At 64.5% G+C, this 24,744-nt stretch carries 22 protein-coding genes; 18 read left to right on the forward strand and 4 right to left on the reverse strand.

Annotated features, from left to right (window positions below; translation table 11 throughout):
- The first annotated feature begins 24 nt into the window (after positions 1-24).
- The gene (locus ACGYLX_RS08805; RefSeq protein WP_269451601.1) at positions 25-528 is read left to right on the forward strand and encodes a UPF0262 family protein; all 504 of its coding nucleotides are present in this window, start codon (positions 25-27) and stop codon (positions 526-528) included.
- Positions 529-990, forward strand: a complete 462-nt coding sequence (locus tag ACGYLX_RS08810; RefSeq protein ID WP_394399495.1) for a low molecular weight phosphatase family protein — start codon at positions 529-531, stop codon at positions 988-990.
- A gap of 4 nt (positions 991-994) precedes the next feature.
- Here the strand turns inward: ACGYLX_RS08810 and ACGYLX_RS08815 are convergent, their stop codons facing one another.
- Entirely contained in the window at positions 995-1,357 is a 363-nt protein-coding gene (locus tag ACGYLX_RS08815; RefSeq protein ID WP_067266603.1) for a hypothetical protein, read from the reverse strand.
- Between the two features lie 215 nt (positions 1,358-1,572).
- On the opposite strand from ACGYLX_RS08815, the gene lepA reads away from it, so the two are divergent.
- On the forward strand, positions 1,573-3,375 hold the full coding sequence (lepA, locus tag ACGYLX_RS08820; protein WP_394448719.1) for a translation elongation factor 4: 1,803 nt from the start codon (positions 1,573-1,575) through the stop codon (positions 3,373-3,375).
- Between the two features lie 147 nt (positions 3,376-3,522).
- On the opposite strand, the gene ACGYLX_RS08825 is transcribed toward lepA, so the two are convergent.
- On the reverse strand, positions 3,523-4,170 hold the full coding sequence (locus tag ACGYLX_RS08825; RefSeq protein WP_394448722.1) for an REP-associated tyrosine transposase: 648 nt from the start codon (positions 4,168-4,170) through the stop codon (positions 3,523-3,525).
- Between ACGYLX_RS08825 and ACGYLX_RS08830 the strand changes: the two genes are divergently transcribed.
- From ACGYLX_RS08830 to ACGYLX_RS08890, 13 genes are all read left to right on the forward strand, one after another.
- Entirely contained in the window at positions 4,139-4,969 is an 831-nt protein-coding gene (locus tag ACGYLX_RS08830; protein ID WP_394448725.1) for a 3-keto-5-aminohexanoate cleavage protein, read from the forward strand. The genes ACGYLX_RS08825 and ACGYLX_RS08830 overlap by 32 nt on opposite strands.
- A gap of 80 nt (positions 4,970-5,049) precedes the next feature.
- Positions 5,050-5,820, forward strand: coding sequence for an MBL fold metallo-hydrolase (locus ACGYLX_RS08835; protein ID WP_394448728.1), 771 nt, complete (start codon positions 5,050-5,052; stop codon positions 5,818-5,820).
- A gap of 267 nt (positions 5,821-6,087) precedes the next feature.
- Positions 6,088-7,143 (forward strand): C4-dicarboxylate TRAP transporter substrate-binding protein, encoded by a 1,056-nt coding sequence (locus tag ACGYLX_RS08840; protein ID WP_394448731.1) that lies wholly within the window; start codon positions 6,088-6,090, stop codon positions 7,141-7,143.
- Positions 7,144-7,169: 26 nt separating this feature from the next.
- Positions 7,170-7,703 carry a TRAP transporter small permease gene (locus ACGYLX_RS08845; RefSeq protein WP_067267049.1) on the forward strand — a complete coding sequence of 178 codons (534 nt, stop codon included), beginning with the start codon at positions 7,170-7,172 and terminating at the stop codon, positions 7,701-7,703.
- Positions 7,703-9,043 (forward strand): TRAP transporter large permease, encoded by a 1,341-nt coding sequence (locus ACGYLX_RS08850; protein WP_394448734.1) that lies wholly within the window; start codon positions 7,703-7,705, stop codon positions 9,041-9,043. The genes ACGYLX_RS08845 and ACGYLX_RS08850 overlap by 1 nt, the downstream gene beginning before the upstream one ends.
- The gene (locus tag ACGYLX_RS08855; protein WP_394448738.1) at positions 9,040-9,828 is read left to right on the forward strand and encodes an IclR family transcriptional regulator; all 789 of its coding nucleotides are present in this window, start codon (positions 9,040-9,042) and stop codon (positions 9,826-9,828) included. The genes ACGYLX_RS08850 and ACGYLX_RS08855 overlap by 4 nt, the downstream gene beginning before the upstream one ends.
- A gap of 16 nt (positions 9,829-9,844) precedes the next feature.
- Complete coding sequence (locus tag ACGYLX_RS08860) at positions 9,845-11,941, forward strand: 3-hydroxyacyl-CoA dehydrogenase NAD-binding domain-containing protein (RefSeq protein ID WP_394448740.1); 2,097 nt, start codon at positions 9,845-9,847, stop codon at positions 11,939-11,941.
- Positions 11,938-13,113 carry an acetyl-CoA C-acyltransferase gene (locus ACGYLX_RS08865; protein ID WP_394448743.1) on the forward strand — a complete coding sequence of 392 codons (1,176 nt, stop codon included), beginning with the start codon at positions 11,938-11,940 and terminating at the stop codon, positions 13,111-13,113. The genes ACGYLX_RS08860 and ACGYLX_RS08865 overlap by 4 nt, the downstream gene beginning before the upstream one ends.
- Positions 13,114-13,124: 11 nt before the next feature.
- Positions 13,125-14,324, forward strand: a complete 1,200-nt coding sequence (locus ACGYLX_RS08870; protein ID WP_394448746.1) for an acyl-CoA dehydrogenase family protein — start codon at positions 13,125-13,127, stop codon at positions 14,322-14,324.
- Positions 14,321-15,454: an acyl-CoA dehydrogenase family protein gene (locus ACGYLX_RS08875; protein ID WP_394448749.1), complete on the forward strand. Its 1,134-nt coding sequence runs from the start codon at positions 14,321-14,323 to the stop codon at positions 15,452-15,454. Before ACGYLX_RS08870 ends, ACGYLX_RS08875 begins: the two co-directional genes overlap by 4 nt.
- Positions 15,435-15,842 carry a PaaI family thioesterase gene (locus ACGYLX_RS08880; RefSeq protein ID WP_394448752.1) on the forward strand — a complete coding sequence of 136 codons (408 nt, stop codon included), beginning with the start codon at positions 15,435-15,437 and terminating at the stop codon, positions 15,840-15,842. The genes ACGYLX_RS08875 and ACGYLX_RS08880 overlap by 20 nt, the downstream gene beginning before the upstream one ends.
- Positions 15,839-16,606 carry an oxepin-CoA hydrolase, alternative type gene (locus tag ACGYLX_RS08885; protein ID WP_271689051.1) on the forward strand — a complete coding sequence of 256 codons (768 nt, stop codon included), beginning with the start codon at positions 15,839-15,841 and terminating at the stop codon, positions 16,604-16,606. The genes ACGYLX_RS08880 and ACGYLX_RS08885 overlap by 4 nt, the downstream gene beginning before the upstream one ends.
- 53 nt (positions 16,607-16,659) lie before the next feature.
- Positions 16,660-18,159, forward strand: coding sequence for a class I adenylate-forming enzyme family protein (locus ACGYLX_RS08890; protein ID WP_394448756.1), 1,500 nt, complete (start codon positions 16,660-16,662; stop codon positions 18,157-18,159).
- 33 nt (positions 18,160-18,192) lie between these two features.
- On the opposite strand, the gene rpe is transcribed toward ACGYLX_RS08890, so the two are convergent.
- Together rpe and ACGYLX_RS08900 are read right to left on the reverse strand one after the other, a co-directional pair.
- Positions 18,193-18,882: a ribulose-phosphate 3-epimerase gene (gene rpe / locus ACGYLX_RS08895; protein WP_394448759.1), complete on the reverse strand. Its 690-nt coding sequence runs from the start codon at positions 18,880-18,882 to the stop codon at positions 18,193-18,195.
- A 65-nt stretch (positions 18,883-18,947) separates the two neighbouring features.
- On the reverse strand, positions 18,948-22,154 hold the full coding sequence (locus tag ACGYLX_RS08900) for a 2Fe-2S iron-sulfur cluster-binding protein (protein ID WP_394448762.1): 3,207 nt from the start codon (positions 22,152-22,154) through the stop codon (positions 18,948-18,950).
- A gap of 123 nt (positions 22,155-22,277) precedes the next feature.
- Between ACGYLX_RS08900 and ACGYLX_RS08905 the strand changes: the two genes are divergently transcribed.
- Both ACGYLX_RS08905 and ACGYLX_RS08910 read left to right on the forward strand, forming a co-directional pair.
- Positions 22,278-23,297, forward strand: a complete 1,020-nt coding sequence (locus ACGYLX_RS08905) for an ABC transporter substrate-binding protein (protein ID WP_394448765.1) — start codon at positions 22,278-22,280, stop codon at positions 23,295-23,297.
- 172 nt (positions 23,298-23,469) lie between these two features.
- Positions 23,470-24,729, forward strand: coding sequence for a cation:proton antiporter (locus tag ACGYLX_RS08910; protein ID WP_394448768.1), 1,260 nt, complete (start codon positions 23,470-23,472; stop codon positions 24,727-24,729).
- Positions 24,730-24,744: the final 15 nt, after the last annotated feature.

Raw genomic sequence — 24,744 nt, forward strand, 5'->3', positions numbered from 1 at the left:
ACCGCTGCGCTATCCACGAAGGGTATCGCCAGCAAAAAGGATGCGCCGATGACCCGCATCACCCATATCGCGCTTGATGACGCGAACATGCCGCCGCCCACGCCCGAGATCGATCAGGAGCGTAAGGTGGCCATGTTCGACCTGCTGGAAGAGAACAGCTTCATACTGCCCGAACGCGAAAAGGGGCCGGTGCCCGAAGGGCCTTACCATCTGTCCCTCTCCATCCGCGACAAACGGCTGGTCTTTGATGTGCAGACCGAGGCGGCTGAAAAGGCGGCGGAATTCCACCTCTCCCTCGGCCCGTTCAGGCAGGTGGTGAAGGATTACTTCCAAATCTGCGAAAGCTATTTCGAAGCGGTCAAGAAACTGCCCCCCAGCCAGATCGAGACGATCGACATGGCCCGGCGCGGCATTCACAACGAAGGCTCCCGCGTGCTGCAAGAGCGGCTGTCGGGCAAGGCCGAGATCGACACCGACACCGCGCGGCGGCTATTTACCCTGATCTGCGTTCTGCATTTCGGCGGATAAATGACGCAGGTGCTGCCTCAATCCGTTCTCTTCTGCTGCGATCATAACGCCGTCCGCTCCCCCATGGCCGAGGGGTTGATGAAGAAGTTCTACGGCACCGGCACCTATGTCCAATCCGTCGGCGTCAAGAACGATATGGAGATCGACGGTTTCTCCATCGCTGTATGCAAAGAGTTGGATGTGGAGCTCGACCGCCACCGCAGCCGCAGTTTCGATGAGATGGAGGAATGGGGCGACGACCTCGGTTCATTCGATCTTGTCATCGCGCTCAGCCCCGCCAGTCAGCGCCGGGCGCTGGAACTGACGCGGTTTTACCATCTTGATGTGGAGTATTGGCCGATCCTCGATCCCACCGGGCTGGGCGAGGGGCGCGAGGCCAAGCTCACGCAGTTTCGCGCCGCCCGCGATCAGATCGTCGGACGGCTGATTGACCGTTTTGGCCAGCCGCTCAGCGCAGACTGAGCAATCAGGTGTTGGAACAGGCCGCCGCGGCGCTTTGGCCGAAGGCTTTCCATGTGCTCCAGAAAGCGTTTTCGCTCTTGTTGTCGGATTGGCGCATTTCCTGCAAACGGTGCGGGTCGCGGAAAATCTTGGCACCCTGGCGCTGGTCCGAGCGCGACAGCGTCTGATCCGCCACCGCCTGCACACAGCCGCAGCGCGCATGGCTGGAGCCGCGGCGCCCATCGGCCAGACAGGCCTTTTGGATCGGCCCCGTGGCGAAAAGAACCGGTGTGGGGGAGAAACGTCCGACGGCGGCATCGCTGGAATAACGTGTGCCGCCACAACCCGCCAAGATGGCGAGCGCCATCAAACTTGCAACTGTCCGCATTGATTTGCCCTATTGTTCTGGACCATGGGGTTTTCCCCCTTGTCGGCCCGATCTGCTCTGCCCGTCACTATGCCGCAAAAGGGGGCTTCGCGCAATTCTCCTTTGGGGGGCTGCGCCCTTCGACCCGCGATAAAGCGCCGTGACGTGCGGGCAGGGGGCATGGGCGCGTTCATGGCCAATTGACGCAGGCGCAGCACTGCGCCATATCCCCTTGCATGACACCGCTTGAAAACATCCGCAACTTCTCCATCGTGGCGCATATCGACCACGGCAAATCCACGCTGGCCGACCGGTTGATCCAACTCACCGGCACGGTCGCCGAACGCGACATGCAAAGCCAGCTTCTGGATAACATGGATATCGAGCGGGAGCGGGGCATCACCATCAAGGCGAACACCGTCCGCATCGAATACCCGGCGAAAGACGGCAAGACCTATGTGTTGAACCTGATCGACACGCCCGGACACGTCGATTTCGCCTATGAAGTCGCGCGCTCCATGCAGGCGGTCGAAGGCTCGCTGCTGGTCGTCGACGCCACGCAGGGCGTCGAGGCGCAGACGTTGGCCAATGTCTATACCGCCATCGACGCGGATCATGAGATCGTGCCGGTGCTGAACAAGGTCGATCTGCCCGCTTCCGACCCCGACCGGGTGCGCGAACAGATCGAGGACGTGATCGGCATCGACGCTTCCGAGGCCTGCCTGATCTCCGCCAAGACCGGCGTCGGCATTCCCGATGTGCTGGAAGCGATCGTGAACCGGCTGCCCGCGCCCAAGGGTGGCGACCCCGACGCGCCGCTGAAAGCGATGCTGGTGGACAGTAAATACGACCAATACCTCGGCGTCATCTGTATCGTCCGGATCATCGACGGGACCCTAAAAAAGGGCGACCGCATCCGCATGATGAAGACCGGCGGCACCTATGACGTCGACGACGTGGGCGTCTACCGGCCCAAAATGGTCGGCGTCGACAGCCTCGGCCCCGGCGAGATCGGCTATCTCAACGCCTCGATCAAACAGGTCCGCGACACGCGTGTCGGCGACACGATCACCCATGAGAAACGCAAATGCGAAACCGCGCTGCCGGGCTTCAAACCCTCGGTGCCGGTGGTTTTCTGCGGCCTCTTCCCGGTTGACGCCAATGATTTCGAGGACATGCGCGAGGCGATCGAAAAGCTTGCCTTGAACGACGCCTCCTTCACCTATGAGATGGAGACTTCCGCCGCGCTTGGCTTCGGCTTCCGCTGCGGCTTCCTTGGGCTTTTACACCTCGAGGTGATCCGCGACCGGCTTGAGCGCGAGTATGACATCGACCTCATCACCACCGCGCCCTCGGTGATCTACCACGTCCACATGAAGGACGGGGAGATGCAAGAGCTGCACAACCCCGCCGACATGCCCGACATGACGCTGGTCGATCACATGGAGGAGCCGCGGATCAAGGCCACGATCCTCGTGCCCGACGACTACCTCGGCGACGTGCTGAAGCTCTGCCAAGACCGCCGCGGCATTCAGGAAGACCTGACCTATGCCGGCTCGCGCGCCATGGTGGTCTATGACCTGCCGCTGAACGAGGTGGTGTTCGATTTCTACGACCGGCTGAAGTCGGTCACCAAGGGCTACGCCAGTTTTGATTATCAGATGATCGGCTACCGTCAGGACAATCTGGTCAAGATGCAGATCCTCGTGAACGACGAGCCTGTCGATGCGCTCTCGACCATGGTCCACCGCGACCGCGCCGAGATGCGCGGCCGGGCGATGGTGGAAAAGCTCAAAGACCTGATCCCGCGCCACATGTTCAAGATCCCGATCCAAGCGGCCATCGGCGGCAAAGTCATCGCACGCGAGACGCTCTCGGCGATGCGCAAGGACGTGACGGCGAAGTGTTACGGCGGCGACGCCACGCGGAAGAAGAAGCTGCTGGAGAAGCAGAAGGCCGGTAAAAAGAAGATGCGCCAGTTCGGGAAGGTGGATATCCCGCAGGAGGCGTTTATTTCCGCACTGAAAATGGACAGCTAAAGCTGGCCATTTTTCGGTGCGCGGTCTTCAAAACCACCCGTAGGGTGCGTGCTCCGCACGCACCTTTCAAACCATGTCACCGCCCGCAAAGAACACCGTCAAAACACGCGCCGCCTCGCATACAAGGGTGCGTGGGGACCACGCACCCTACGGGGCCGCATTTCGGTGGATGGACGACAGAGGCCAATCTTCCGGGTTTTCGACGTACCCGTGCTTGACGGGATTGTTCCAACAATACCCGACATGCGCGTCGAAGTCGCGTCGATCCCGAATGTGGTGCTCCCAGAAGCGGCGCTGCCAAAGGCCGCGTTCGCCGCGCCTGTCATGGCTCGACCGCGTTGCGCCTTTCGGCAAGGCCCTTGAAAACCGCGCCTTGATCAATCGCCAGCGCAGCGAGTAATCGCAGTCGCCGGGAGGCAGGGTCCAAACGCAATGTAGATGATCCGGCAGCACCACGAAGGCGTCGATCCGGAACGGCCGTTCTGCCTTGGTTTGGCGTATCGCAGTGCGCAGAAAATCTACATGCTGGACCAGAATGTCCGACCGGCGGTCGGCTAAGTTGACGGTGAAGAAGATGGTCGCACCGGCAATGCGAGGACGGCGATAGGAAGGACATCCGTGGAGGTTGCTGCGAGGTGGTAAAGGAATGGTAAACCTCGTGCCAAACCCCTCGGGGTTTGGCTGCGCCTGAACCTTCCCAACCAGTGTACACCGCCCCCGCCATATGCGACCTTCTGCACCAAACACTACAGGACCCCCACCCATGACCACCCCCTGCATCCTCTGCGTCGCCATTACCGGCTCCGTCCCGACCAAAGCCGCCAACCCCGCCGTGCCGATCTCGATCGCGGAACAAGTCGAGTCGACCCATGCGGCTTTCGAGGCCGGGGCCTCGATCTGCCACGCCCATGTGCGCAACGACGATGAAACTCCGTCCTCCGATCCCGAAAAATTCGCGCGACTGATGGAAGGCGTGCAAAAACATTGCCCCGGCATGATCATCCAGTTCTCCACCGGCGGGCGCTCGGGCGCGGGGCGGGAGCGGGGCGGGATGCTCTCGCTCAGGCCCGATATGGCGTCGCTCTCGGTCGGGTCCAACAACTTCCCGACGCGGGTTTACGAGAACCCGCCGGAATTGGTCGATTGGCTGGCCTCGGAGATGAAAACTTACGAGATCAAGCCCGAGATCGAGGCCTTTGACCTCAGCCACATCCACAAGGCCGCCGAGATGAACCGCGACGGGCGCATTCCCGGCCAGCTCTATGTGCAATTCGTCATGGGCGTGAAAAACGCCATGCCTGTGGACCGTGAGACCTTTGATTTCTACATCAAGACGCTGAACCGCCTCGCGCCCGATGCGCAGTGGTGTGCCGCCGGGATCGGGCCGAATCAGATCGTGCTGAACGAATGGGCCATCGCGGCGGGCGGCCATACGCGGGCCGGGCTGGAGGACAACGTGCGGCTGGACCGCGAGACGCTGGCGCCGTCGAACGCGGCGCTGATCCAGCGCGCGGCGGATCTCTGCGCGAAATATGAGCGCCCCGTTGCCACGGCTGCACAAGCGCGTGAGATTCTCGGCCTGCGCCCCTCATAGGCTTGCCGCAAAACGGCTGCCGCGTTGAAATGCGGGGCGGGGCCGCTATGTCCCGTTCCAGCAACCAACAGGAGCCTGAAATGTCCCAGACCCGCCGCCATTTCCTTGCCACCTCCGCCGCCGCTGTTGGCGTCGTGACCCTGCTGCCCTTCGCCGCCCGCGCCGCCACGCAGAGCGGCGATACCTTCGACACCGACGCAGGACCGATCACCGTGCACCCCGTCGATCACGCCTCCATCGTGTTGGAGACCCCAAAGGGCGTGATCTATGTCGATCCGGTGGGCGAGCCCGCGCAATACAGCGATTTCCCGGCGGCGGATCTGATCCTCATCACCCATGAGCATGGCGATCACTACAATGCCGATACGCTGGCCGCACTGGCAGGCGATGACGTGCAGATCATCACCAACCCAGCGGTGTTCGACATGCTGCCCGAAGCGCTCGCCGCCAAGGCCAGCAAAATCGCCAATGGCGAGAATACCGAGTTCAACGGCCTGCCGATCAACGCGATCCCGGCCTATAACACCACCGAAGAGCGCAAGAAGTTCCACCCCGAGGGGCGCGACAACGGCTATATCCTCGGCTTCGACGGCTTCCGCGTCTATATCTCGGGCGATACCGAAGACACGCCCGAGATGCGCGGGCTGACCGATATCTCGCTGGCTTTCGTCTGCATGAACCTGCCCTTCACCATGGATTCCAACGCCGCCGCCTCGGCGGTGGCCGAGTTCAAGCCCGCTTACGTCTATCCCTATCACTTCCGGGGCAAAGACGGCGGCACCCAAGACCCGCAAGAGTTCGCCAAACGCGTCGGCACCGATGTGGAGGTCAAATTCGGCGACTGGTATTAAAATTCAGCGACCACGTCCTGTGCGGGCGTGGCCGCCTTCTATACGGGCTCCTCGATCCGAACAGCCGATTCCGGGATCTGGTGGGGCTGTTCCGCGCCTGCACCATCCTTCGGGAAATTTTCCCTTAACAAATTCAATAGCCTAACCGATCCTCCTGCCGATGGCCGAAGTTTCGCTTGATCGCCTTCGGTCCGCGGACTAGCGTGACCTGCGACAAATGCGAAACAACGGTTCGCATTGCGAAACAAGTCTCTGGGAGGAGCCGACATGACAATTTTCAAACACCTGAGCTGCGCCGCAGCTCTGGCGCTGGCTGGTGGCGCGGTAAGCGCTGAGACCGTGTTGATTCATGGGGAAGCCGGGCCGAACCGCGGTGCGCGCGCGCAGGCGTTGCAGTGGTTCGCCGATCAGGTCGCCGAACGGTCCGATGGCGATATGCGCCTCGACATCCAGTGGGGCGGGGCGCTGTTCAAAGCCAATGCCGCCGTGCAATCGCTGGCCGATGGCGTGGCCGACACCGGCTCGGTCATCGCGGTCTACTACCCGCAAGAGATGGCGGGCTACGGCATCGCCGACCTGCCGGTGAACAACCCCGACGCTTGGGTCGGCATGCGCGCCACCGATGAGCTGATGCGCAGCAACGAAGCCATTCAAGAAGACCTCGCCGACAAGAACCTCGTCTACATCGGCACTTGGACCACCTCTCAGGTGAACATCGGCTGCAAGGGCGGCGCGATCAAATCGGTTGAAGACATCGCGGGCAAGAAGGTCCGCGGCGTGGGCGCTTACGGCAAGGTCTTTGGCGAGGAGGGCGCGAATATGGTCAACATGTCGATCTACGACGCCTACCAAGGGCTCGACACCGGTCTGATCGACTGTTCGCAGGGCTACAGCTATGCCGTCGCGGCGCTGAAACAGGCCGAGGTGATGGACAGCTACACGATCCTCGACTGGGGTCAGGTCGGCGGTCTGGGCATCTTTATGAACAAGGACATGCACGACAGCCTGACCGAAGAGCAGCAGGCCACGCTGGCCGAGGTCGGCGCGGACATGGCCGATGAATTCGGTCGTCTGATCACCACCGCCAACGAAAAGGCCATCGCCTCCATGAAAGAGCAGGGCGTCGAGGTCATCACCCTGCCCGAAGAGGACCGCGCGAAACTGGTCAAAGCCGGTGAGAAGTTCCTTGACGAATGGGTGCAAACGGCAAGCTCCGCCGGTCTGCCCGGTGAGGAACTGCTGGAAGAGTATAAGGGCCTGATCGCCAAATATACTGAAGAGCGTGATGCTAATGGCTACCCTTGGGAAGCCGCTGGTAACTGATCGCTGACACTGGGGAGGGGCAGCATATGTTGGTAAATTTGGAGAAAATCCTGTTGGGCCTGGGCGCTTTGGCCGTGATCGCCTTGGGGGTGTTGATCACCTCCAACGTGATCGCCCGCGCGCTCTTTGCCAGTCAGGTGCCCGATAGCGTGACCATGGTGCGAGAGCTCATGGTCGCCGCCATCCTGCTGCCCCTCGCCGCCGCCACCGCGGCCCGTGCGCATGTCTCGGTCGCCTTCGTGACTGACCGTTTCCCGGAACGCGCACGCTCGGTGCTGATCGTTGCAGGCTCTGCCATCGGGATGCTGGCGCTGGCGCCGCTGATCTATTCCGGCGGGCGTGAATTCCTCTCCGTGGTGGAGAAGGGCAGCTTTTTCTATGGCGACCTGAACCTGCCGAAATGGCCGGGGCGGTTGTTGTTCCTGATCGGGATGATCGCCACTTTCTTGCGGTTGGCCGAGCTGACATGGCGCGACGGGCGCACGGTGCTTGCAGGCGGCGTCGTCTCGGATGAGCAACATCATGCGGCTGACCTTATGGTTGAAGAGGACTTGCGCTAATGGATGCCTCGACCATCGGAATGATCGCCTTTGCCGCGGTGCTGATCATGCTGGCCCTGCGGGTGCCGATCGCCTTCACGCTGGCCTCGGTCGCGACCGTCGCCACCTTCTTCATCTTCGCCTTCCGCACCGGGACCTTCATGCCCGAACGCGCGATCAAGGCGACCACCTCGATGGTGTTTTCGAACTCCTTCGACCTAATCCATTCCTACGATCTGTCGATGATCCCGCTCTTCGTGGCGCTTGGACATATCGCCTATCGCGCGGATATCACGACGAAAATCTACCACGCGGCCAAGGTCTGGCTGACCAAGCTGCCGGGTGGGGTGGCGATGGCCTCCGTCATGGGCTGCGGCGGGTTTTCCGCGATCACCGGCTCGTCCATCGCCTGCGCCTCGACCATGGGCAAGATCTGCACGCCCGAGATGCTGCGCATGGGCTATGACCCGCGCCTCGCCACCGCATCGGTCGCGGCGGGTGGCACGCTGGGCTCGCTCATTCCGCCATCGGTGCTGTTCATCATCTACGGCATCTTCACCGAGACCTCGATCTCCTCGCTCTTTCTCGCCGGTGTTTTGCCGGGGCTGCTGACGCTGATGGGCTTCGTGCTGGTCATCGCCGTTTGGGTCTGGCGCGATCCATCGGTCGCCCCCCCGACCGACCAGCGCTACAGCGCGGGGGAGCGTTGGACCGCAGCGCTCGAAAGCTGGCCCGCGCTGCTGCTTTTCGTGCTCATCATCGGCGGCATCTACGGCGGCATCTTCACCGCGACCGAGGCCGCAGCGGTCTGCGTCGTCTCGGCCACGCTGATCGGTTTTGCGCAGAAGAAACTTGACTGGGCCGGTCTTTGGTCCGCGGTCAAGGAAACCTGCGTGCAGACCTCTGCCATCTTCCTCATCGCTGCCTCGGCCAAGATCTTCGTGGCCTTCGTCGCGCTAACTGGCGTGGCGGGCACCATCGTGGGCTTCGTCTCCGAGGCGCAGCTGTCGCTTGTGGTGCTGATGCTCTGCATCGCGCTGATCTATCTCCTGCTGGGCATGTTCCTTGACCCCATCGGCATCATGGTGCTGACCCTGCCGCTGATGATCCCGCTGGTCGAAAGCTATGACCTGAACCTCATCTGGTTCGGCGTCGTGGTCATCAAACTGTTGGAGATCGGTCTGATCACCCCGCCCGTCGGCCTCAACGTCTTCGTCATCGCCAATGTGGTGGGCCGTGAAGCGCCGATCGACAAAATCTTCGCCGGGATCACGCGCTTTCTCAGCGTTGACGTGATCGTTTTGATCCTGATCATGTCTTTCCCGATGATCTCGCTCCTGATCCCGATGGCGGCGCGATGAATCAGGCGGCATCCGATACCGGCACGGACCGCAAGTTTGCCAATACGCTGGCGCGGGGGCTTGGCATTCTGCGGGCCTTTCGCGCCAGCGACAGTGGGCTGAGCCATGCTCAGATTGCCGAGCGGACGGGGCTGCCGAAACCCACGGTGTCGCGGCTGACCTACACGCTTTGCGAGCTAGGGTATCTGGCGCATGGCGGGCGCAACGACAAGTTTCGGCTTGGACCTGCGGCAATCGCGCTCGGCTCCGTCGCTTCCGTCGCGGTCAGCTTCGTCGATATGGCGTCAGATGCGATGCAGCAACTGGCGGATGAGACCCGCACGCTGGCGCTGATCGCGGTGCGCGATGGCGACCGGATGATGCTGGTGCGCACTTGGCGCCCGCATACCGCGTCGACCATCTGGCTGGAGCCGGGGCACCGCATTCCGGTCTATGGCTCGTCTTCGGGCCTCGCCACGTTGGCCAGCCTCGACGAAGGCCGTTTCGACGCGCTGGAGCCTGATGACCGCCTGCGCAGCTACCGTCGCGAGGGCTATGAACAACTGCTGGCGCAGGGCTTTGTCCTCGCCCCGCCCGAGACCCGCTATGCTCGCAGCATCAACGCCGTGAGCGTGCCCTATTACGCCGGTGAATTCGGCGAGCCTGTGGCCTTCACCTGCGGAGCTTTGCCGGGCGACTTGCCCGACAGCCGCATTCTGTCACAAGTGGGGCCAGCGCTGCGTGACGTGGTCAGCGGCATCGAACAACGCACCGGACGGGCACCCGCCCTGTCACGGCGCGGATAGAAAAGGAGTTATTAAAATGACCGACAAGATCGCCTATTCCCGCCATGACGACATCGTCGTGCTGCGCATCGAAAACCCGCCCGTCAACGCGCTGAGCCAAGCCGTGCGGCAGGGGCTGGCCGACGGCATGGACCGTGCCGAGGCCGAGGACGGCGTGCGTGCCGTGATGATCGTAGGCGAGGGCCGCGCCTTCATCGCCGGGGCCGATATCACCGAGTTCGGCAAGCCGCCGATGGAGCCGCATCTGCCGAACCTCTGCAACCGCATCGAAGCCTCGCCGCTGCTGGTCGTGGCTTCCATGCATGGCGTGAGCCTCGGCGGCGGTCTCGAAGTCGCTCTCTCGGCGCATTACCGCATTGCCCAGCCTTCGGCGCGGGTGGGTCTGCCCGAGGTACACCTTGGCCTGATCCCCGGCGCAGGCGGCACCCAGCGTCTGCCGCGCCTCATCGGCGTGGAACCCGCCCTCGATGCGATCACCACGGGCCGCCACATCAAGGCACCGCAGGCGCTGGAAATGGGCATCGTCGACCGCGTGGAAGAGGGCGATCCGCAGGAGGTGGGCCTCGCCTACGTCCGCGAGTTGCTCGACAGCGGGGCCGAGCGCCGCCCGATCTGCGAAATGCCCGCGCCCGCACCCATCGACTGGGATGCCGCCTATGAGGCGACGCTGAAGAAGGGCCGCGGCCAGATTTCTCCCGCCGAGGCCGTGCGCGCTGTGCAGGCGGGCGTCGAGAAACCCTTCGAGGAGGGCATGAAGGCCGAGCGCCGCATCTTTTCTGAGCTGATGAACACCGACCAGCGGCAGGGCATGATCCACGCATTTTTCTCCGAACGCGCAGTCAGCAACCTGCCCGAACTCAAAGGCGTCGAGCCGCGCGCGCTGAAAGCCATCGGCGTCATCGGCGGCGGCACCATGGGGGCGGGCATCGCCACCGCGGCGCTGCTCTCGGGCTTCTCGGTCGTGCTGATCGAGATGAAGGAAGAGGCCGCCAAGGCCGCGCATGAGCGTATCTCCGGCAACCTCGCCGGTGCGCTGAAACGCGGCAAGATCGATCAGGCGAAATTCGATCACCTGACCCGCACGGCGCTGACCGTCTCCACCGAATACGACAGCCTCAAGGACGTCGATCTGGTGGTCGAAGCGGTGTTCGAGGACATGGACGTGAAAAAGCAGGTCTTTGGCAAGCTCGACGCGGTCTGCAAGCCGGGCTGCGTGCTGGCCTCCAACACCTCCTATCTCGACGTGAACGAGATCGCCGCCAGCACCAAGCGCCCCGGGGACGTGATCGGGCTGCACTTCTTTTCGCCCGCGCATGTGATGAAATTGCTCGAGGTCGTCGTCGCCGACAAGACCGCGAAAGACGTGGTCGCCACCGGCTTCGCGCTTGGCAAGGCACTGGGCAAGGTTAGCGTCCGCGCGGGTGTCTGCGACGGCTTCATCGGCAACCGCATCCTCGCCATTTACCGCACCGCGGCGGACCACATGGTCCTCGACGGGGCCAGCCCCTACAAGATCGACGCGGCGCTGGAGAAATTCGGCTTCGCCATGGGCCCCTTCGCCGTGGCCGACCTCGCCGGTCTCGACATCGGCTGGGCCACGCGCAAGCGCAAGGCCGCCACGCGCCACCCCGAGGAGCGGGTGCCGACCTATATCGACCGGCTTTGCGAGCAGGGCCACTTCGGTCAGAAGACCGGCGAGGGCTATTACATCTACGAGAAGGGCAAGCGCGGCGGCACGCCGAACCCGGAAGTCACCCGCCTGATCGAGGAAGAGCAGAAGGAGCGCGGCATCACCCCGCGCGAGTTCACCGACGCCGAGATCGTGCGCCGCTACATGTGCGCCATGGTCAACGAGGCCGCCAAGGTGCTGGAAGAGGGCATCGCAAAACGCCCGCTCGACATCGATATGACGCTGCTCTTCGGCTACGGTTTCCCGCGTTATTGGGGTGGCCCGATGAAATGGGCCGACATTCAGGGCCTGCCCAACGTGCTCTCGGCGATCGAAGGCTTCGCCGAGCAGGACCCGTGGTTCTGGAAACCGGCGCCGCTGCTCGTCGAACTGGTCAAGACCAACCGCAACTTTGATGATCTGAACAAGGAAGCTGCCAAATGAAACAGGCCGTTATCGTCTCCGCCGTCCGCACCGGGCTGGCCAAATCCTTCCGCGGGTCATTCAACATGACCCATGGGGCCACCATGGGCGGTCATGTCGTCGCCGAAGCCGTGAAACGCTCGGGCGTCGATCCGTCGGCCATCGAAGACGTGATGATCGGCTGCGGCTACCCCGAGGGGGCCACCGGCTCCAACATCGCGCGCCAGATCGCCTTGCGCGCGGGCCTGCCGGTGACCGCCTCGGGCGTGACCGTGAACCGCTTCTGCTCGTCCGGCTTGCAGACCGTCGCCATGGCCGCCAATGCCATCTGCATGGAGGGCGCAGGCCCGATGGTCGCGGGCGGGGTCGAGAGCATTTCGCTCATCCAGCCGCATGTGAAATCGGTCAAGGAGCCTTGGCTGGAAGAGCACAAGCCTGAGGTCTATATGGCGATGATCGACACCGCCGACATCGTCGCCAAACGCTACAACATCAGCCGCGAGGATCAGGACGCCTACGGTCTGCGCAGCCAGCAGCTCATCGCCAAGGCGCAAGAGGCCGGTCTCTTCGACGACGAGATCGTGCCGATGCAGACCACCATGGGCGTGCAGGACAAGGAGACCAAGGAAATCTCCACCCGCGAGGTCACCGTGGACCGCGACGAATGCAACCGCCCCAATACCACGATGGAGGGGCTTGCGGGCCTCACCCCGGTGCGCGGCGAGGGGGCCTTCATCACCGCCGGTAACGCCAGCCAATTGTCCGACGGTGCCGCCGCACTGGTGCTGATGGACAGCAAGCAAGCCGAGCAGCAGGGGCTAGAGGCCATGGGCGCGTTCCGCGGCTTCGCCGTCGCGGGCTGCGAGCCCGATGAGATGGGCATCGGCCCGGTCTTCGCCGTTCCCCGCCTCTTGGAACGCCACGGTCTCAGCGTCGATGACATCGACATCTGGGAGTTGAACGAGGCATTCGCGAGCCAAGCGCTCTACTGCCGCGACCGTCTGGGCATCGACCCGGACAAATGCAACGTGAACGGTGGCTCCATCGCTATCGGTCACCCCTTCGGCATGACCGGGGCGCGGATGACCGGCCACATCCTGCGCGAAGGCCACCGCCGCGGCGCGAAACTCGGCGTCGTGACGATGTGCATCGGCGGCGGCATGGGGGCGGCTGGCCTCTTCGAAATCTACTAAAGGGGGCCGATATGGACCTGAGCTATACAGACGAAGAACGCGCCTTCCGCGAGGAGGTGCGTCAATTCCTCGCCGAGAAACTGCCCAAGGAACTCTCCGAAAAGGTGCGCCGTGGGCAGGAGTTGACCAAGGACGACCACGAACGCTGGCACGCGATCCTGAACGAACAAGGCTGGCTTGCGACCAACTGGCCCAAGGAGTTCGGCGGGGCGGCGTGGAACGCCGTGCAGCGTCATATCTTCGAGGAAGAGGCCGCCGCCCACCACGCGCCGCGCATCGTGCCTTTCGGCCTGTCGATGCTGGCGCCGGTGCTGCAGAAGTTCGGCTCGAAAGAGCAGCAGGACTACTGGCTGCCGCGCATCCTGTCGGGTGAGGACTGGTGGTGTCAGGGCTATTCCGAGCCGGGCGCGGGGTCGGACCTTGCCTCGCTGAAGACCACTGCGGTGAAGGACGGTGACCACTACATCGTCAACGGCCAAAAGACATGGACCACGCTGGGCCAGCACGCCAACATGATCTTCTGCCTTGTGCGGACCGACAAGGACGTGAAGCAGCAAGAGGGCATCTCCTTCCTGCTGATCGACATGGAAACCCCGGGCATCACCGTGCGCCCGATCATTCTGCTGGATGGCGGCGCCGAGGTGAACGAGGTCTTCTTCGACAACGTGAAAGTGCCCGCCGAGAACCTCGTCGGCGAAGAGAACAAGGGCTGGACCTACGCCAAGTACCTGCTGACCCATGAGCGCACCAACATCGCGGGCGTGGGCTTCTCTCAGGCCGGTCTGCAGGCCGTCAAACGCATCGCCAAATCCGAGATGGCCGGGGGCCGTCCGTTGATCGAGAACCCGCATTTCGCCGCCCGCGTGGCACAGGCCGAGATCGACCTGATGGCGATGGCCACGACCAACCTGCGCATCATCTCGAAAGCCGCAGCCGGTCAGGCGCCGGGCGTGGAAAGCTCGATGCTCAAGGTCAAGGGCACGATCATCCGGCAAGAGATCAACGACCTCGCGCGCCGTGCGGCTGGCGTCTACGCGATGCCCTTTGCCTCGGAAGCGGTGGCAGGCAGCAACGACGCGCTGCCCGATCCCAATGACGCGGGCCCCGTGGCCGCGCAGTATTTCAACAACCGTAAACTGTCGATCTTCGGCGGCTCCAACGAGATCCAGCGCCAGATCATCGCCAAGACCATGCTGGGAGGTGGCAAATGAATTTCGACCTGACCGATGAACGCCAGATGCTGCAGGACAGCCTGCGGCGGTTTTTGCGCGACAAATACGACACCGAGACCCGCAACCGCATCCTTGAAAGCGAGACCGGCTATTCGACCGAGATCTGGGAAGGTCTGGCCGAACTGGGCGTGATCGGCGCGCTTTTCACAGAAGAGCAGGGCGGTTTCGGCGGCGCGGGTTTCGACCTTGCCGTGGTCTTTGAGGAGCTGGGCCGCGCTGGTGTGGTCGAGCCGCTTCTGGACAGCGCCGTACTGGCCGGGGGGCTGATCGCCGACCTCGGGACCGAAGAACAGCAGGAGCATATCGAGCAACTGATCGGCGGCGCGCTGCAACTGGCCTTTGCCCATGGCGAACCGGGCAGCCGCTATGACCTCGAGCGCGTCACCACCTCCGCCACCCAAAACGGCGACCAGATCGTGCTCAGCGGCCGCAAGGCCGTGGTGGCCAATGCCGAGGCCGCCGACATGCTCGTCGTCTCCGCCCGCGAAAGCGGCGAGGCGGGGGACCGCGATGGCATCTCGCTCTTTCTCGTGCCCGCCGATGCCAAGGGGCTTTCGGTGACCGGCTATGCGCTGCTTGCAGGTGGCCGCGCCGCCGAGGTGACGCTGGATGACGTGACCCTGCCCGAAAGCGCCCGTCTGGGCGCGCCGGGCAAGGCGTTTGACGCCATCGAGACCCGCACCGCCATGGCCACCGCCGCGCTCTGCGCCGAAACGCTGGGCGCGATGGAGACCGCTTGCGACCTCACGCGCGAGTACCTTGGCACCCGCAAGCAGTTCGGCCGCCCGATCGGCAGCTTTCAGGCGCTGGCGCACCGCATGGCGGACCTGCTCATCGACCTCGAACAGGCGCGCTCGGCGGTGATCAACGCGGCGGGCCATCTGGAAGATGACCGCGCCAGCCGCGAGCGTCACGTCTCGGCGGCGAAGAACCTGATGGGCCGCGTTGGCCGTCTGGTTGCAGAGGACACGATCCAGATGCATGGCGGCATCGCCATGACGCAGGAGTACGAACTGGCGCATATCGCCAAGCGCATCATCATGGCGGACCACCGCTTTGGCGATGTCGACCATCATCTGGAGCGGTTCATTGCACTATCCGCCGCATGATGCACCGACCAGCGGGGTTCAACAGCTGATCGGGTTTACCCCCGACCTGTCGAACCCCGATGGCAGCACCCGCGTGACGCTTGATCTCGGCCCGCAGCACCTGAATGTTTCGGGCGTGCTGCACGGCGGGCTGCATACGCTGATGCTTGACGTTGCCGCCGGTTTCGCCTGCGCGCGGCACTGCGCGATGAGCGGGCCTTTCGTGCCGATGCTGACGCTCTCGCTGACCACCGATTACATTGGTGCTGTCCGCGAGGGGCAGATCATCGCCACGGGGCGCGTCACCGGCGGGGGCTTCAAGATCCTCTATGCCGAGGCGCAGTTGCACGATGCCGAAGGCCGCCTGCTGTCGCGCGCCACCGGTGTGTTCAAGAGGGCCAAGACATGACTGCACGCGTCGAGGACCGGGGCGACCGCTTGATCGTTTGGAACGGCAACGCCGAGAAACGCGGCGCGCTGACGCCCGCGCTCTACGACGCCATCGCCGAGGCGATGCGGCTGGCCGAGGAGCCGCGCATCCGCGCGGTGATCCTGACCTCCGAGGGGCGGTTCTTCTGCGCCGGGGGCGACCTCAACGTGCTGATCGAACGCCGCAAGCTGACCGAAGAGGTCCGCCGCGAGCGGGTCGATGCGCTGCATGATCTGGTGCGGTCGATCCGCGCCTGCCCGGTCCCCGTCCTCGCCGCCGTCGAAGGTGGTGCCGCGGGCGCGGGCCTGTCGCTGGCGCTGGCCTGCGACATGATCGTGGCCTGCGAGGACGCGCAGTTTACCGCCGCCTACGTCAAGGCCGGTCTGGTGCCCGACGCGGGCCTCACCGCCTCGCTCGCCCGGCTCCTGCCGCGCCCCTTGGCGATGGAGATGTGCCTGCTGGGCCGCCCGGTCATGGCCATGCGCTTTGCCGAACTGGGCGCGGTGAACCGCATCTGCCCCAATGGTCGCGCGCTCGACGAGGCGCTGATGCTGGCCGACACGCTGGCCGCGGGTCCGCGCGCGGCGCAGGGCACGATCCGGGCCTTGGTCGGGCAGGCCTATGAGACCGACGAGGCCGCGCAGCTCGACGCCGAGCGCAACGCCATGGCCCGCGCCGCGGGCGGCGACGAGGCCGCCGAGGGCATCGCGGCCTTTTTGGAGAAACGAAAGCCCCGGTTCTAGCCGGGCGGCGGCTGCCGGAGGAGGGGGCCGCTATTAGGCAGGAGGAGACACCCATGAATGCCAGGGTACAGGATTTTCTAGCGGAGCAATTGGCGACCCGCCCCGAGGCACCAGCGCTGAGCGACGCCAGCGGCGCGGCTTGGAGCTTTGCCGATCTGGACCGCGCGCGCCGGGCTTTGGCGGCGGAATTGCGCGCCGCGGGAGTGCAGGCGGGCGACCGCGTGCTGTTGATGGTGGAAAACTGCGTTTCCGCCGTGGCCGGGCTCTATGCCGCGTGGGAGTTGGACGCCGTGGCGATCCCCGTCAACGCCCGCCAGAGCGAGGCCGAGGTCACCCGCATCATCAACCACGCCACCCCGGCGGCGGTTCTGCTGACTTGCGACGTCTCGCCCGAGGCGGCGGCCCATGCGGAACGGCTGAACGCGCGCGAGGTTTCGGGCGATTTCGGCAGCCTGTACCTTGCCACACCTCTGCCCAGCAGCCCGGACGCCGATCTGCATGATGTGGCGGTGCTGCTTTATACCACTGGCACCACGGGCGATCCCAAGGGCGTGATGCTGACCCATTCCAACCTGCGTTTCGGCGCGCGGGCCTCTGCCGATCTGCGCCAGATGGTGCCGGGCGATGTGGTCTATGGCGTCTTGCCGATGACCCATGTCTTCGGCCTTGTCTCGGTGCTGATGGCTGCGGTTAGCGCGGGCGCGAAGGTGCGGCAGGAAAGCCGCTTTTCCGCGGCCAAGCTGCATGCCGCGACCCATGAGGATGTCACGATCCTGCCTGCGGTGCCGCAGATGCACGCGCTGGTCATGCAATACTCTAGTGAACGCGGCATGCCGAAACTGGAAAGCCCGACCCTGCGCTATGTCTCCTCCGGCGGTGCGCCGCTCGACCCGGCGTGGAAGCGCAAGGCCGAGGCTTTCTACGAACTGCCCCTGCAAAACGGTTTCGGCATGACCGAGACCTGCTCGGGCGCATCGGCCACGACCAATGCGCTTGGCTCCCCCGATACCTCCGTCGGGCCGGTGACGCCGGGGACTGAGTGCAAGATCGACGACCAAGCCCCCGGCGGCAATGGCGCGAGCGAGGGCGAGGTGCTGGTGCGCGGCCCGCATGTGATGAAGGGCTATTACCGCAACCCGACCGAGACCGACAAAGCCATCGACGCCGAGGGCTGGCTACACACCGGCGATTTAGGCAAGCTCGATGAGGAGGGGCGGCTGCACATCCTTGGACGTTCGAAAGAGTTGATCATCCACGGCGGTTTCAACGTCTACCCGCCCGAGGTGGAGGCCGCGTTGAACGATCACCCGCGCGTGGTGCAATCGGCGGTGGTCGGACGGCGACGCGAGGGCGATGAAGAGGTGCTGGCCTTCGTGCAGGTGGCACCGGGGGACGAGGTCACGGCAGAGGAGCTGCGTGGTTTCGTCAAGGAACGGCTCACCGGCTACAAACGACCCGCACAGATCATCGTGGCCACTGATCTCCCCGCAGCGCCCACGGGCAAGATCCTGAAGCACCGCTTGCTGACGGCCTTTGCCGATCAATTGGCGTGACGGGGCGGGGCGCAGAGGCGCCCCGCATCTTTATCAGACGTAAGTCCCATCGGCGGCTGCGCGGATCGCGCGGATGTTCTCGCCGTAGGGCGCCGGATCGCTGACCGAGCCGCCTTTGAAGACGGCGGAACCCGCCACCAGCACATCGGCCCCGGCCTCGGCCACCAGCGGCGCGGTCTTGGGATCGACGCCGCCGTCGATCTCGATATGCACGGGCCGGTCGCCGATCATCGCGCGCAGCTCGCGGATCTTGGCGGTCATGTCGATGAACTTCTGCCCACCGAAACCGGGGTTCACGGTCATCACGCAGACCAGATCCACCATGTCGAGGATCTCGGCTACGGCGCTTGCTGGCGTGCCGGGGTTCAGCGCGACGCCCGCCTTCGCGCCCGCGCCGCGGATCGCTTGCAGGGTGCGGTGGATATGGGGTGTGGCCTCGACATGGGCGGTGATGACATCGGCACCGGCCTTGGCGAAGGCCTCGATATAGGGATCGACCGGGGCGATCATCAGATGCACGTCCATCACGCCCTTGATATGGGGCCGGATCGCCGCGCAGGTGGCGGGGCCGAAGGTGATGTTGGGCACGAAATGCCCGTCCATCACATCCACATGCACCCAGTCGGCGCCTTGGGTTTCGATGGCTTCGCATTCGGCGCCGAAATTGGCGAAATCGGCGGCGAGGATGGAGGGGGCGATCTTGATCGAACGGTCGAAAGTCATGGGGGCAGGCCTTTGTTACGAGGGTTGGCCCCTCATAACGGCTGACCGCCCCCGGGGAAAGAGGGCTAGAGGTCGAGCTCCAGCACCCCGCCGGGCTGCGCTGCGCGGGACTGGCAGAGGATGATCGCCCCCTCGCGTTGCTTGGCCGAGAGCACGAAGTCGCGGTGCTCCACCTCGCCGCCGCGCAGCCCGCATTTGCAGACGCCGCAGATGCCGTCGGAGCATTTCAGATCCACCGGCACCCCCGCCGCGATCAGCGCCTCGGCGGCGGTCTCCTCGGGCCTCACCTCGATCTCGCGGCCCGAGGTGAGCTTTAGCGTGAAGGGGTGGTTCTCGTAATCCGGCACCTCGGGGGTCGAGAAATATTCCAGATGCCGCGCCTCTTCGGGGGTGCCGGCCTCTTCGGCGGCGCTGAGCACCGCCTGCATGTAGGGTTCTGCCCCGCAGGTATAGACATGGGTGCCTTCGGGGGCGCGGGCCATAATGGCGGACAGGTCGGCGCGGGTGCCCTCGGCGGAGATATGCAGATGCGCCCGGTCGGCCCAGGGCATGGCGGCCAGTTCCTTGGCAAAGGCCGCGGCCTCGCGGGTCGAGGCAGAATAATGCAGATCGAAGGGCCGCCCGAGCGCATGCAGACGATGCGCGAAGGCGATCATTGGCGTGATACCGATGCCGCCGCCCATCAGCAGGCTGTGGGGGGCGTCTTCGATGAGTTCGAAATGGTTCACCGGCTTGCCGACGAAGATGCGGCGGCCCTGCGTAAACACCCGGTGCAGCAGGGCCGAACCGCCGCGGCCTGCTTCCTCGCGCAGCACGGCGATGCGGTAACGGCTGCGGTCCTCGGGGTCGCCCAAGAGCGAATAGGGGCGCAGGTATTCCGGGGCCACCACCAGATCGAGATGCGCGCCTGCGGTCCAAGCGGGCAGGTCATGCCCCTCGGGGTGGGCGATGTCGTAAAGCCTTGTTGTGGCGTTCAATTCCTCCACCGCGGTGATCCGCAGGTCGAGCACCGGGGTATCGCTGCCGACCGCGTAGAGATGCAGGTGCTCGGTCTCCCCCGCTGCCGTCTTGCGGCGGTGTTCGTCGGCGGTGATCAGGGCGGCATGGGCCTTGATCCCGGCCTCGCGGTTCATCGGGTCGGGATAGGGCCAGGGGTGCGGGGCCAGCGGGGCGGGGTAGACGGCGAGGGTCTGGTCTTCATACTTGAGGTCTAACTCCGGTTGCAGGTCGCGCGCGTTCACGGGTTGCGCGGGGGTATCGAACTGGCCCGAGGGCTTGCGCTCGATGTCCCACCACCATTTCTTCACCGGGTTCAGCCGGCCTTTGCCGACCTTGTCGTCGAGCTTGGCCAAGAGCGGTGCGGCGGCGGGAATGTTCGAGGCGGCCCAGCGGAAGGGCGCCTCGGCAAAGAGCCCTTCGAGGTTCCACGGGCAGGTCTTCATGCAGCGCCCGCACATGGCGCCGCCTTGGTTGGTGATCCGGTAGGTGGCACATTTCTGACTGTCGGATTTCCAAATCTCGTAGCCGTTGAACATCTTCTTCGGCCCGGCGGTGATCGCCCCCGAGGGGCATTCGCGGGCGCATTTGTTGCAGGCTTCGCAGAACTTTTGCAGACCAAAGTCGATGGGTTTGTCGTGGGCGACGGGCAGGGTGGTGGTGACCACGCCGGATTTCAGGCGCGGGCCGAGGAAGGGGTTCAGGATCACCTCGCCGATGCGGCTGACCTCGCCCAAGCCCGCCAGCAACAGAAGCGGCGGTTGCAACACGTAGCCGTCCATCACCGTATGGGCCTTGGCCGAATGGCCGAGGTTGCGCAGATGCTGCGCCAGCACGCCGCCGAGCATCGAGAAGCGCAGATAGGCGCGCATGGATTGCGACACGGCGATCCAATCGTCGCCCGAAGACCCCTCCATCGTGTCATAGCCTTGGTCGATGATGAGGCTCAGCGCTTGGTCATGCGGCGGGGTGATCGGGGTGCCGGTGGCGTCGTGGCTGTACCACGTCCAGTCCGGGCAGGCGGAGAGGCCCGCAGCATCGGCGCCGAGGAAATAACTCGCCGCCTTGAGGTTCGCCGCATTGCGGGCGGCATCCCCGGCCTCGGGGGCGTCTTCGTTCACCGGCCCGTCCTGCAACAGGATCAGCGCGCCCAGCAGACGGCGCTGCGCGGCGGAGGGGGCGGATTTGATCACGTGATGCCCGCCCTTCATGGCGTTCTGCACCTTCGGACCCATGTCGCCGAACTGCCCGCGCGCGAAAAGGTCACCGCGTTTCGGCACGCGCGGCACATTGGCGGCGTCGATATAGGTCGTGGGCTCCTCGACCCGCTTCAACGTCTCGAAAGGATGCGGCCCCATGGCATAATCGCGCCGGGCGTAAGGATCGACGTCGCGGGCGCTGACCCCGCCGTGGGTGCCCAACTGCCAATGCGGGCCTTTCAGCACCGACCACGGCTGCTCGGCCAGTGGGGCAAGCGGCATGTCGGGCGCGAGGGCCATGTCGGTCGTCACCACCGCAAGGCCGAAGCGCGGGCTGATCCATGGCGCTTGCAGGGAGCCGTCCTCCATCACAGCCAGCCCTGCCGCCACGGCGAGTTGCCCGAGGTTCACGTCGGAGGTGGTGGCCGAATGCACCTTGGCCGCGAAGCCCAACTGGCGGATGTATTCGGCGAGCACGGTGGCGTTCTCGGTCCCGCGCAGGCAGGCGCGCTCGGCTTGCGCGTCCATGATCCAGTCGCTGCCCGGCTCGCCCTCGCGCGGGTCGCGGGGGTAAGCGGTGAGGATCACCAGCGCATGACTGTGGCCGTCGATCGGGGTTTCTGGCGCATCCACGGCGTCGCGCAGGTTGGCCATGATCACATCGACGCCCGCCGCCAGCGTCTTGGTCTGGCGGCTGCGCAGACCTTCGGCCAATTGCGCGGTGCCTTGGCTGCGGCGCGGGTGGGGTAGCCGCGCCTCGCGCGGCAGGGCGCAGACGCCCATCATCGAGGCATCGTTGTAATAGCCAAAGGATTTCAGATGGTTGGCCCGCTCCTGCGGGCTGTCGGGGATCACCGCGCCCGCCCTGTTGACCGGCCCGTCGCGCAGCACGTCCATCATGGCCTGAAAGGGGGCCATAGCGTTGCAGATGCTCTGCGGCGTCTCGGGCCGCTCGAACCGCAGTTCCGGCTCGGGCGTCTTGGGCAGCCGGTCATGCGGTGCCTGCAACCGGCGCAGCCGTTCCAGCGGGAAGGGGCCGAGATGCATGGGGCGGGTCTTGGACGAAAAGAGCTTCATGGACAAATCGATGCCACGCTTTGGGATGATATGCTAGTCTTGGTTGTATCGGTAAACACCGCTCTCGCTTGACTTTTTGCGCAGCCGCCGACCATGCTGCGGCAAAATTGGAGGAGTAAGACCATGACCCTGTTCACCCGCCGTCAGGCCATCGCAACTTTGGGCGCCGCAACGGCTGTGGGGCTGGCGGCACCGGCACTGGCGCAGAACCGCAAGATCACCCTGGGCGCGCTGCGTTTCACCAGCCACGCGGGCAGCTTCGTCGGCTTTGAACGGGACTATTTCAAAGAGGCCGGTCTGGATGTCGAACTGCGCTTCTTCGAGGCCGCGCAGCCGATGGCCGTGGCGATTGCCAGCGGCGATGTGGACTATGCGATCACCGCGATTTCCGGTGGGCTGGTGTCGCTGGCGCAAAAGGGCGCGGTCAAGGTGATCGGCGGCGGCCTGCAAGAAGAGCAGGGCATCGACGGGCAGAAGTTCCTCGTCTCTGACGCGGCCTATCAGGCGGGCATCACCGCGCCTGGCATGTTGGACGGCAAGAGCTTTGGCATGACGCAGGCGGGGTCGTCCTTCCACTATATGGGCTCCAAAATGGCCGCGGCTGAGGGGATCGACCTCAAGTTCAAGCCGCTGCAAAAGGTCGGCGCGGTGATCGGCGCGCTGAAGTCGGGCCAGATCGACGCATGGTCGATCGTGCCGCATATCGCCAAGCCGCTGGCCGGGTCGGGTGCCGTGCATATCATCGGCGATGTGGCGACCTATCTGCCGGATTATCAGGTGACCACGGTCTTCACCTCGACCAAAAACGCCACGGATGAGCAGGAGATGACCAAGAATTTCCTTGCGGGCTATTCCAAAGGCGTCGCCGACTATAACGCCGCGATGATCGCCAAGGATGGCGGTGATGCGGGCGTGGATGAGATGGTCGATCTGATCCATAAATATGTCTACACCGACCGTCCGCGCGACAAGGCCGCGCCTTCGATCATCAATGGCACCATGCGCCTGAACGAAGGGGCCAAGCTGAACGTCGCCTCGGTCCGCGATCAGTTGGAGTGGTTCCAGTCCGAGGGGTTGGTCGATGCCGACATCACTTTGGAGACGCTGATCGACACCTCTTATGTCGAGACGGCGGGCAGCTAAACGCCCGCCCACCTGATTGCTACGCTGTGCAAGGCGCGCTCCCCACGGGCGCGCCTTTTGCTTCCGGCCCGCTAGGGGATTTCGGCACCGCATGACTGGCAATGCCGCCGCGCCACGATACCTATGATGCTGAGACGGGGCCAAGCCCCTGAGCAGAAAACGGGAATCGGCAGTGAGCGACGGCAGTTTTTTCGCCCTGAACGGCTATCATTTCGCATTGGGGGCTGTGGGGGCGGTGGTCATCCTTGCCCATTGGCTGCCCCGCTTTTTCAGCCGTCGTGAGCCTGCGGCCTCGGGGTTGTTGATCCTGCTCGGCATGGGGGTTTTCGCCCTTGTCCCCGGCATGCCGACATTCCCCGACCCCCGCGCGATGCCCTTCCCATGGGAAGTCGTCTCGGAGCTTTGCGTGATCGTCGCGCTTTTCGCGACGGGGCTAAGGATCGACCGGCTTTCGGATTGGTCCCGCTGGGGGCCGACGGCGCGGTTGCTGGCGCTGACCATGCCGTTGACGATCCTGTCGGTCGCCATGATGGGCTGGGCCTTTGCGGGGATGACCGCGGCGGGCGCGATCCTCTTGGGCGCGGTGATGGCGCCCACTGATCCGGTTCTGGCCGCTGATGTGCAGGTCGGCCCGCCGCATGAAGGGGGCGAGCATCCGGTGCGTTTCGCGCTGACGACCGAGGCGGCACTCAATGACGGCTTGGCCTTTCCTTTCGTCTACCTCGGCATTCTGGTCGCCGCCGAGGGGTTGGCCCCGGCGTCTTGGGGCGTGGAATGGCTGGCGCGGGACGTCTTTTGGCGCATCGCCGTGGGGGCCGCCATGGGGGCTGCGGGGGGCTGGGCCTTGGGGCAGGTTCTCTTCGCGGTGCCGCGCAATGCAGTACTGGCCGAAACCTCCTCGGGCGTGGTGGCCTTGGCGGGGGTGCTGTTGTGCTATGGCACCACCGAATTGGCCGAGGGCTATGGCTTTATCGCCGTGGCAATGGCCGGTCTGGTGATCCGGCGGGTCGAGGCGGATCATGCATTCCACCGCCGTTTGCATGACTTCACCGCCGCTGTTGAACATGCGCTGACGGCGCTTTTGCTGGTGGCGATTGGCGCGGTGATGCCTGCCTTGCTGAGCGATCTGACCCTTGCAGGCGCGGTGATCGTGCTGGCGCTGATCTTTGTCGTGCGCCCCTTGGCGGGGTGGCTGTCGCTTATGGGCACGCCGCTTGAGACGCGCCCCCGCTGGGTTATCGCGCTCTATGGCATACGGGGGATCGGGTCGATCTATTACCTCGCCTATGCGGCGGGGAAGGTTGAGTTTCTGGACGAAGAGCCGCTTTGGGCCATGGTGGGCTTTGCCATCCTTCTGTCGACCTTGGTGCACGGGTTCACCGCCGGGATCGCGGTGGACGGGCTGCGCGGCAAGGGGGAGCCGCCCTCCTAACCGACCCCGCGGGGC

It is taken from the genome of Sulfitobacter sp. 1A13496 (assembly GCF_043557225.1).
Lineage (GTDB): Bacteria > Pseudomonadota > Alphaproteobacteria > Rhodobacterales > Rhodobacteraceae > Sulfitobacter > Sulfitobacter faviae.

What these genes read in the sequence shown, in the direction of transcription:
- ACGYLX_RS08810 (WP_394399495.1), top strand. Translation starts at nt 529, where the DNA reads ATGACGCAGGTGCTGCCTCAATCCGTTCTCTTCTGCTGCGATCATAAC.
- ACGYLX_RS08815 (WP_067266603.1), bottom strand. Translation starts at nt 1,357, where the DNA reads ATGCGGACAGTTGCAAGTTTGATGGCGCTCGCCATCTTGGCGGGTTGT.
- lepA (WP_394448719.1), top strand. Translation starts at nt 1,573, where the DNA reads ATGACACCGCTTGAAAACATCCGCAACTTCTCCATCGTGGCGCATATC.
- ACGYLX_RS08830 (WP_394448725.1), top strand. Translation starts at nt 4,139, where the DNA reads ATGACCACCCCCTGCATCCTCTGCGTCGCCATTACCGGCTCCGTCCCG.
- ACGYLX_RS08825 (WP_394448722.1), bottom strand. Translation starts at nt 4,170, where the DNA reads ATGGCGACGCAGAGGATGCAGGGGGTGGTCATGGGTGGGGGTCCTGTA.
- ACGYLX_RS08835 (WP_394448728.1), top strand. Translation starts at nt 5,050, where the DNA reads ATGTCCCAGACCCGCCGCCATTTCCTTGCCACCTCCGCCGCCGCTGTT.
- ACGYLX_RS08840 (WP_394448731.1), top strand. Translation starts at nt 6,088, where the DNA reads ATGACAATTTTCAAACACCTGAGCTGCGCCGCAGCTCTGGCGCTGGCT.
- ACGYLX_RS08845 (WP_067267049.1), top strand. Translation starts at nt 7,170, where the DNA reads ATGTTGGTAAATTTGGAGAAAATCCTGTTGGGCCTGGGCGCTTTGGCC.
- ACGYLX_RS08850 (WP_394448734.1), top strand. Translation starts at nt 7,703, where the DNA reads ATGGATGCCTCGACCATCGGAATGATCGCCTTTGCCGCGGTGCTGATC.
- ACGYLX_RS08855 (WP_394448738.1), top strand. Translation starts at nt 9,040, where the DNA reads ATGAATCAGGCGGCATCCGATACCGGCACGGACCGCAAGTTTGCCAAT.
- ACGYLX_RS08860 (WP_394448740.1), top strand. Translation starts at nt 9,845, where the DNA reads ATGACCGACAAGATCGCCTATTCCCGCCATGACGACATCGTCGTGCTG.
- ACGYLX_RS08865 (WP_394448743.1), top strand. Translation starts at nt 11,938, where the DNA reads ATGAAACAGGCCGTTATCGTCTCCGCCGTCCGCACCGGGCTGGCCAAA.
- ACGYLX_RS08870 (WP_394448746.1), top strand. Translation starts at nt 13,125, where the DNA reads ATGGACCTGAGCTATACAGACGAAGAACGCGCCTTCCGCGAGGAGGTG.
- ACGYLX_RS08875 (WP_394448749.1), top strand. Translation starts at nt 14,321, where the DNA reads ATGAATTTCGACCTGACCGATGAACGCCAGATGCTGCAGGACAGCCTG.
- ACGYLX_RS08885 (WP_271689051.1), top strand. Translation starts at nt 15,839, where the DNA reads ATGACTGCACGCGTCGAGGACCGGGGCGACCGCTTGATCGTTTGGAAC.
- ACGYLX_RS08890 (WP_394448756.1), top strand. Translation starts at nt 16,660, where the DNA reads ATGAATGCCAGGGTACAGGATTTTCTAGCGGAGCAATTGGCGACCCGC.
- rpe (WP_394448759.1), bottom strand. Translation starts at nt 18,882, where the DNA reads ATGACTTTCGACCGTTCGATCAAGATCGCCCCCTCCATCCTCGCCGCC.
- ACGYLX_RS08900 (WP_394448762.1), bottom strand. Translation starts at nt 22,154, where the DNA reads ATGAAGCTCTTTTCGTCCAAGACCCGCCCCATGCATCTCGGCCCCTTC.
- ACGYLX_RS08905 (WP_394448765.1), top strand. Translation starts at nt 22,278, where the DNA reads ATGACCCTGTTCACCCGCCGTCAGGCCATCGCAACTTTGGGCGCCGCA.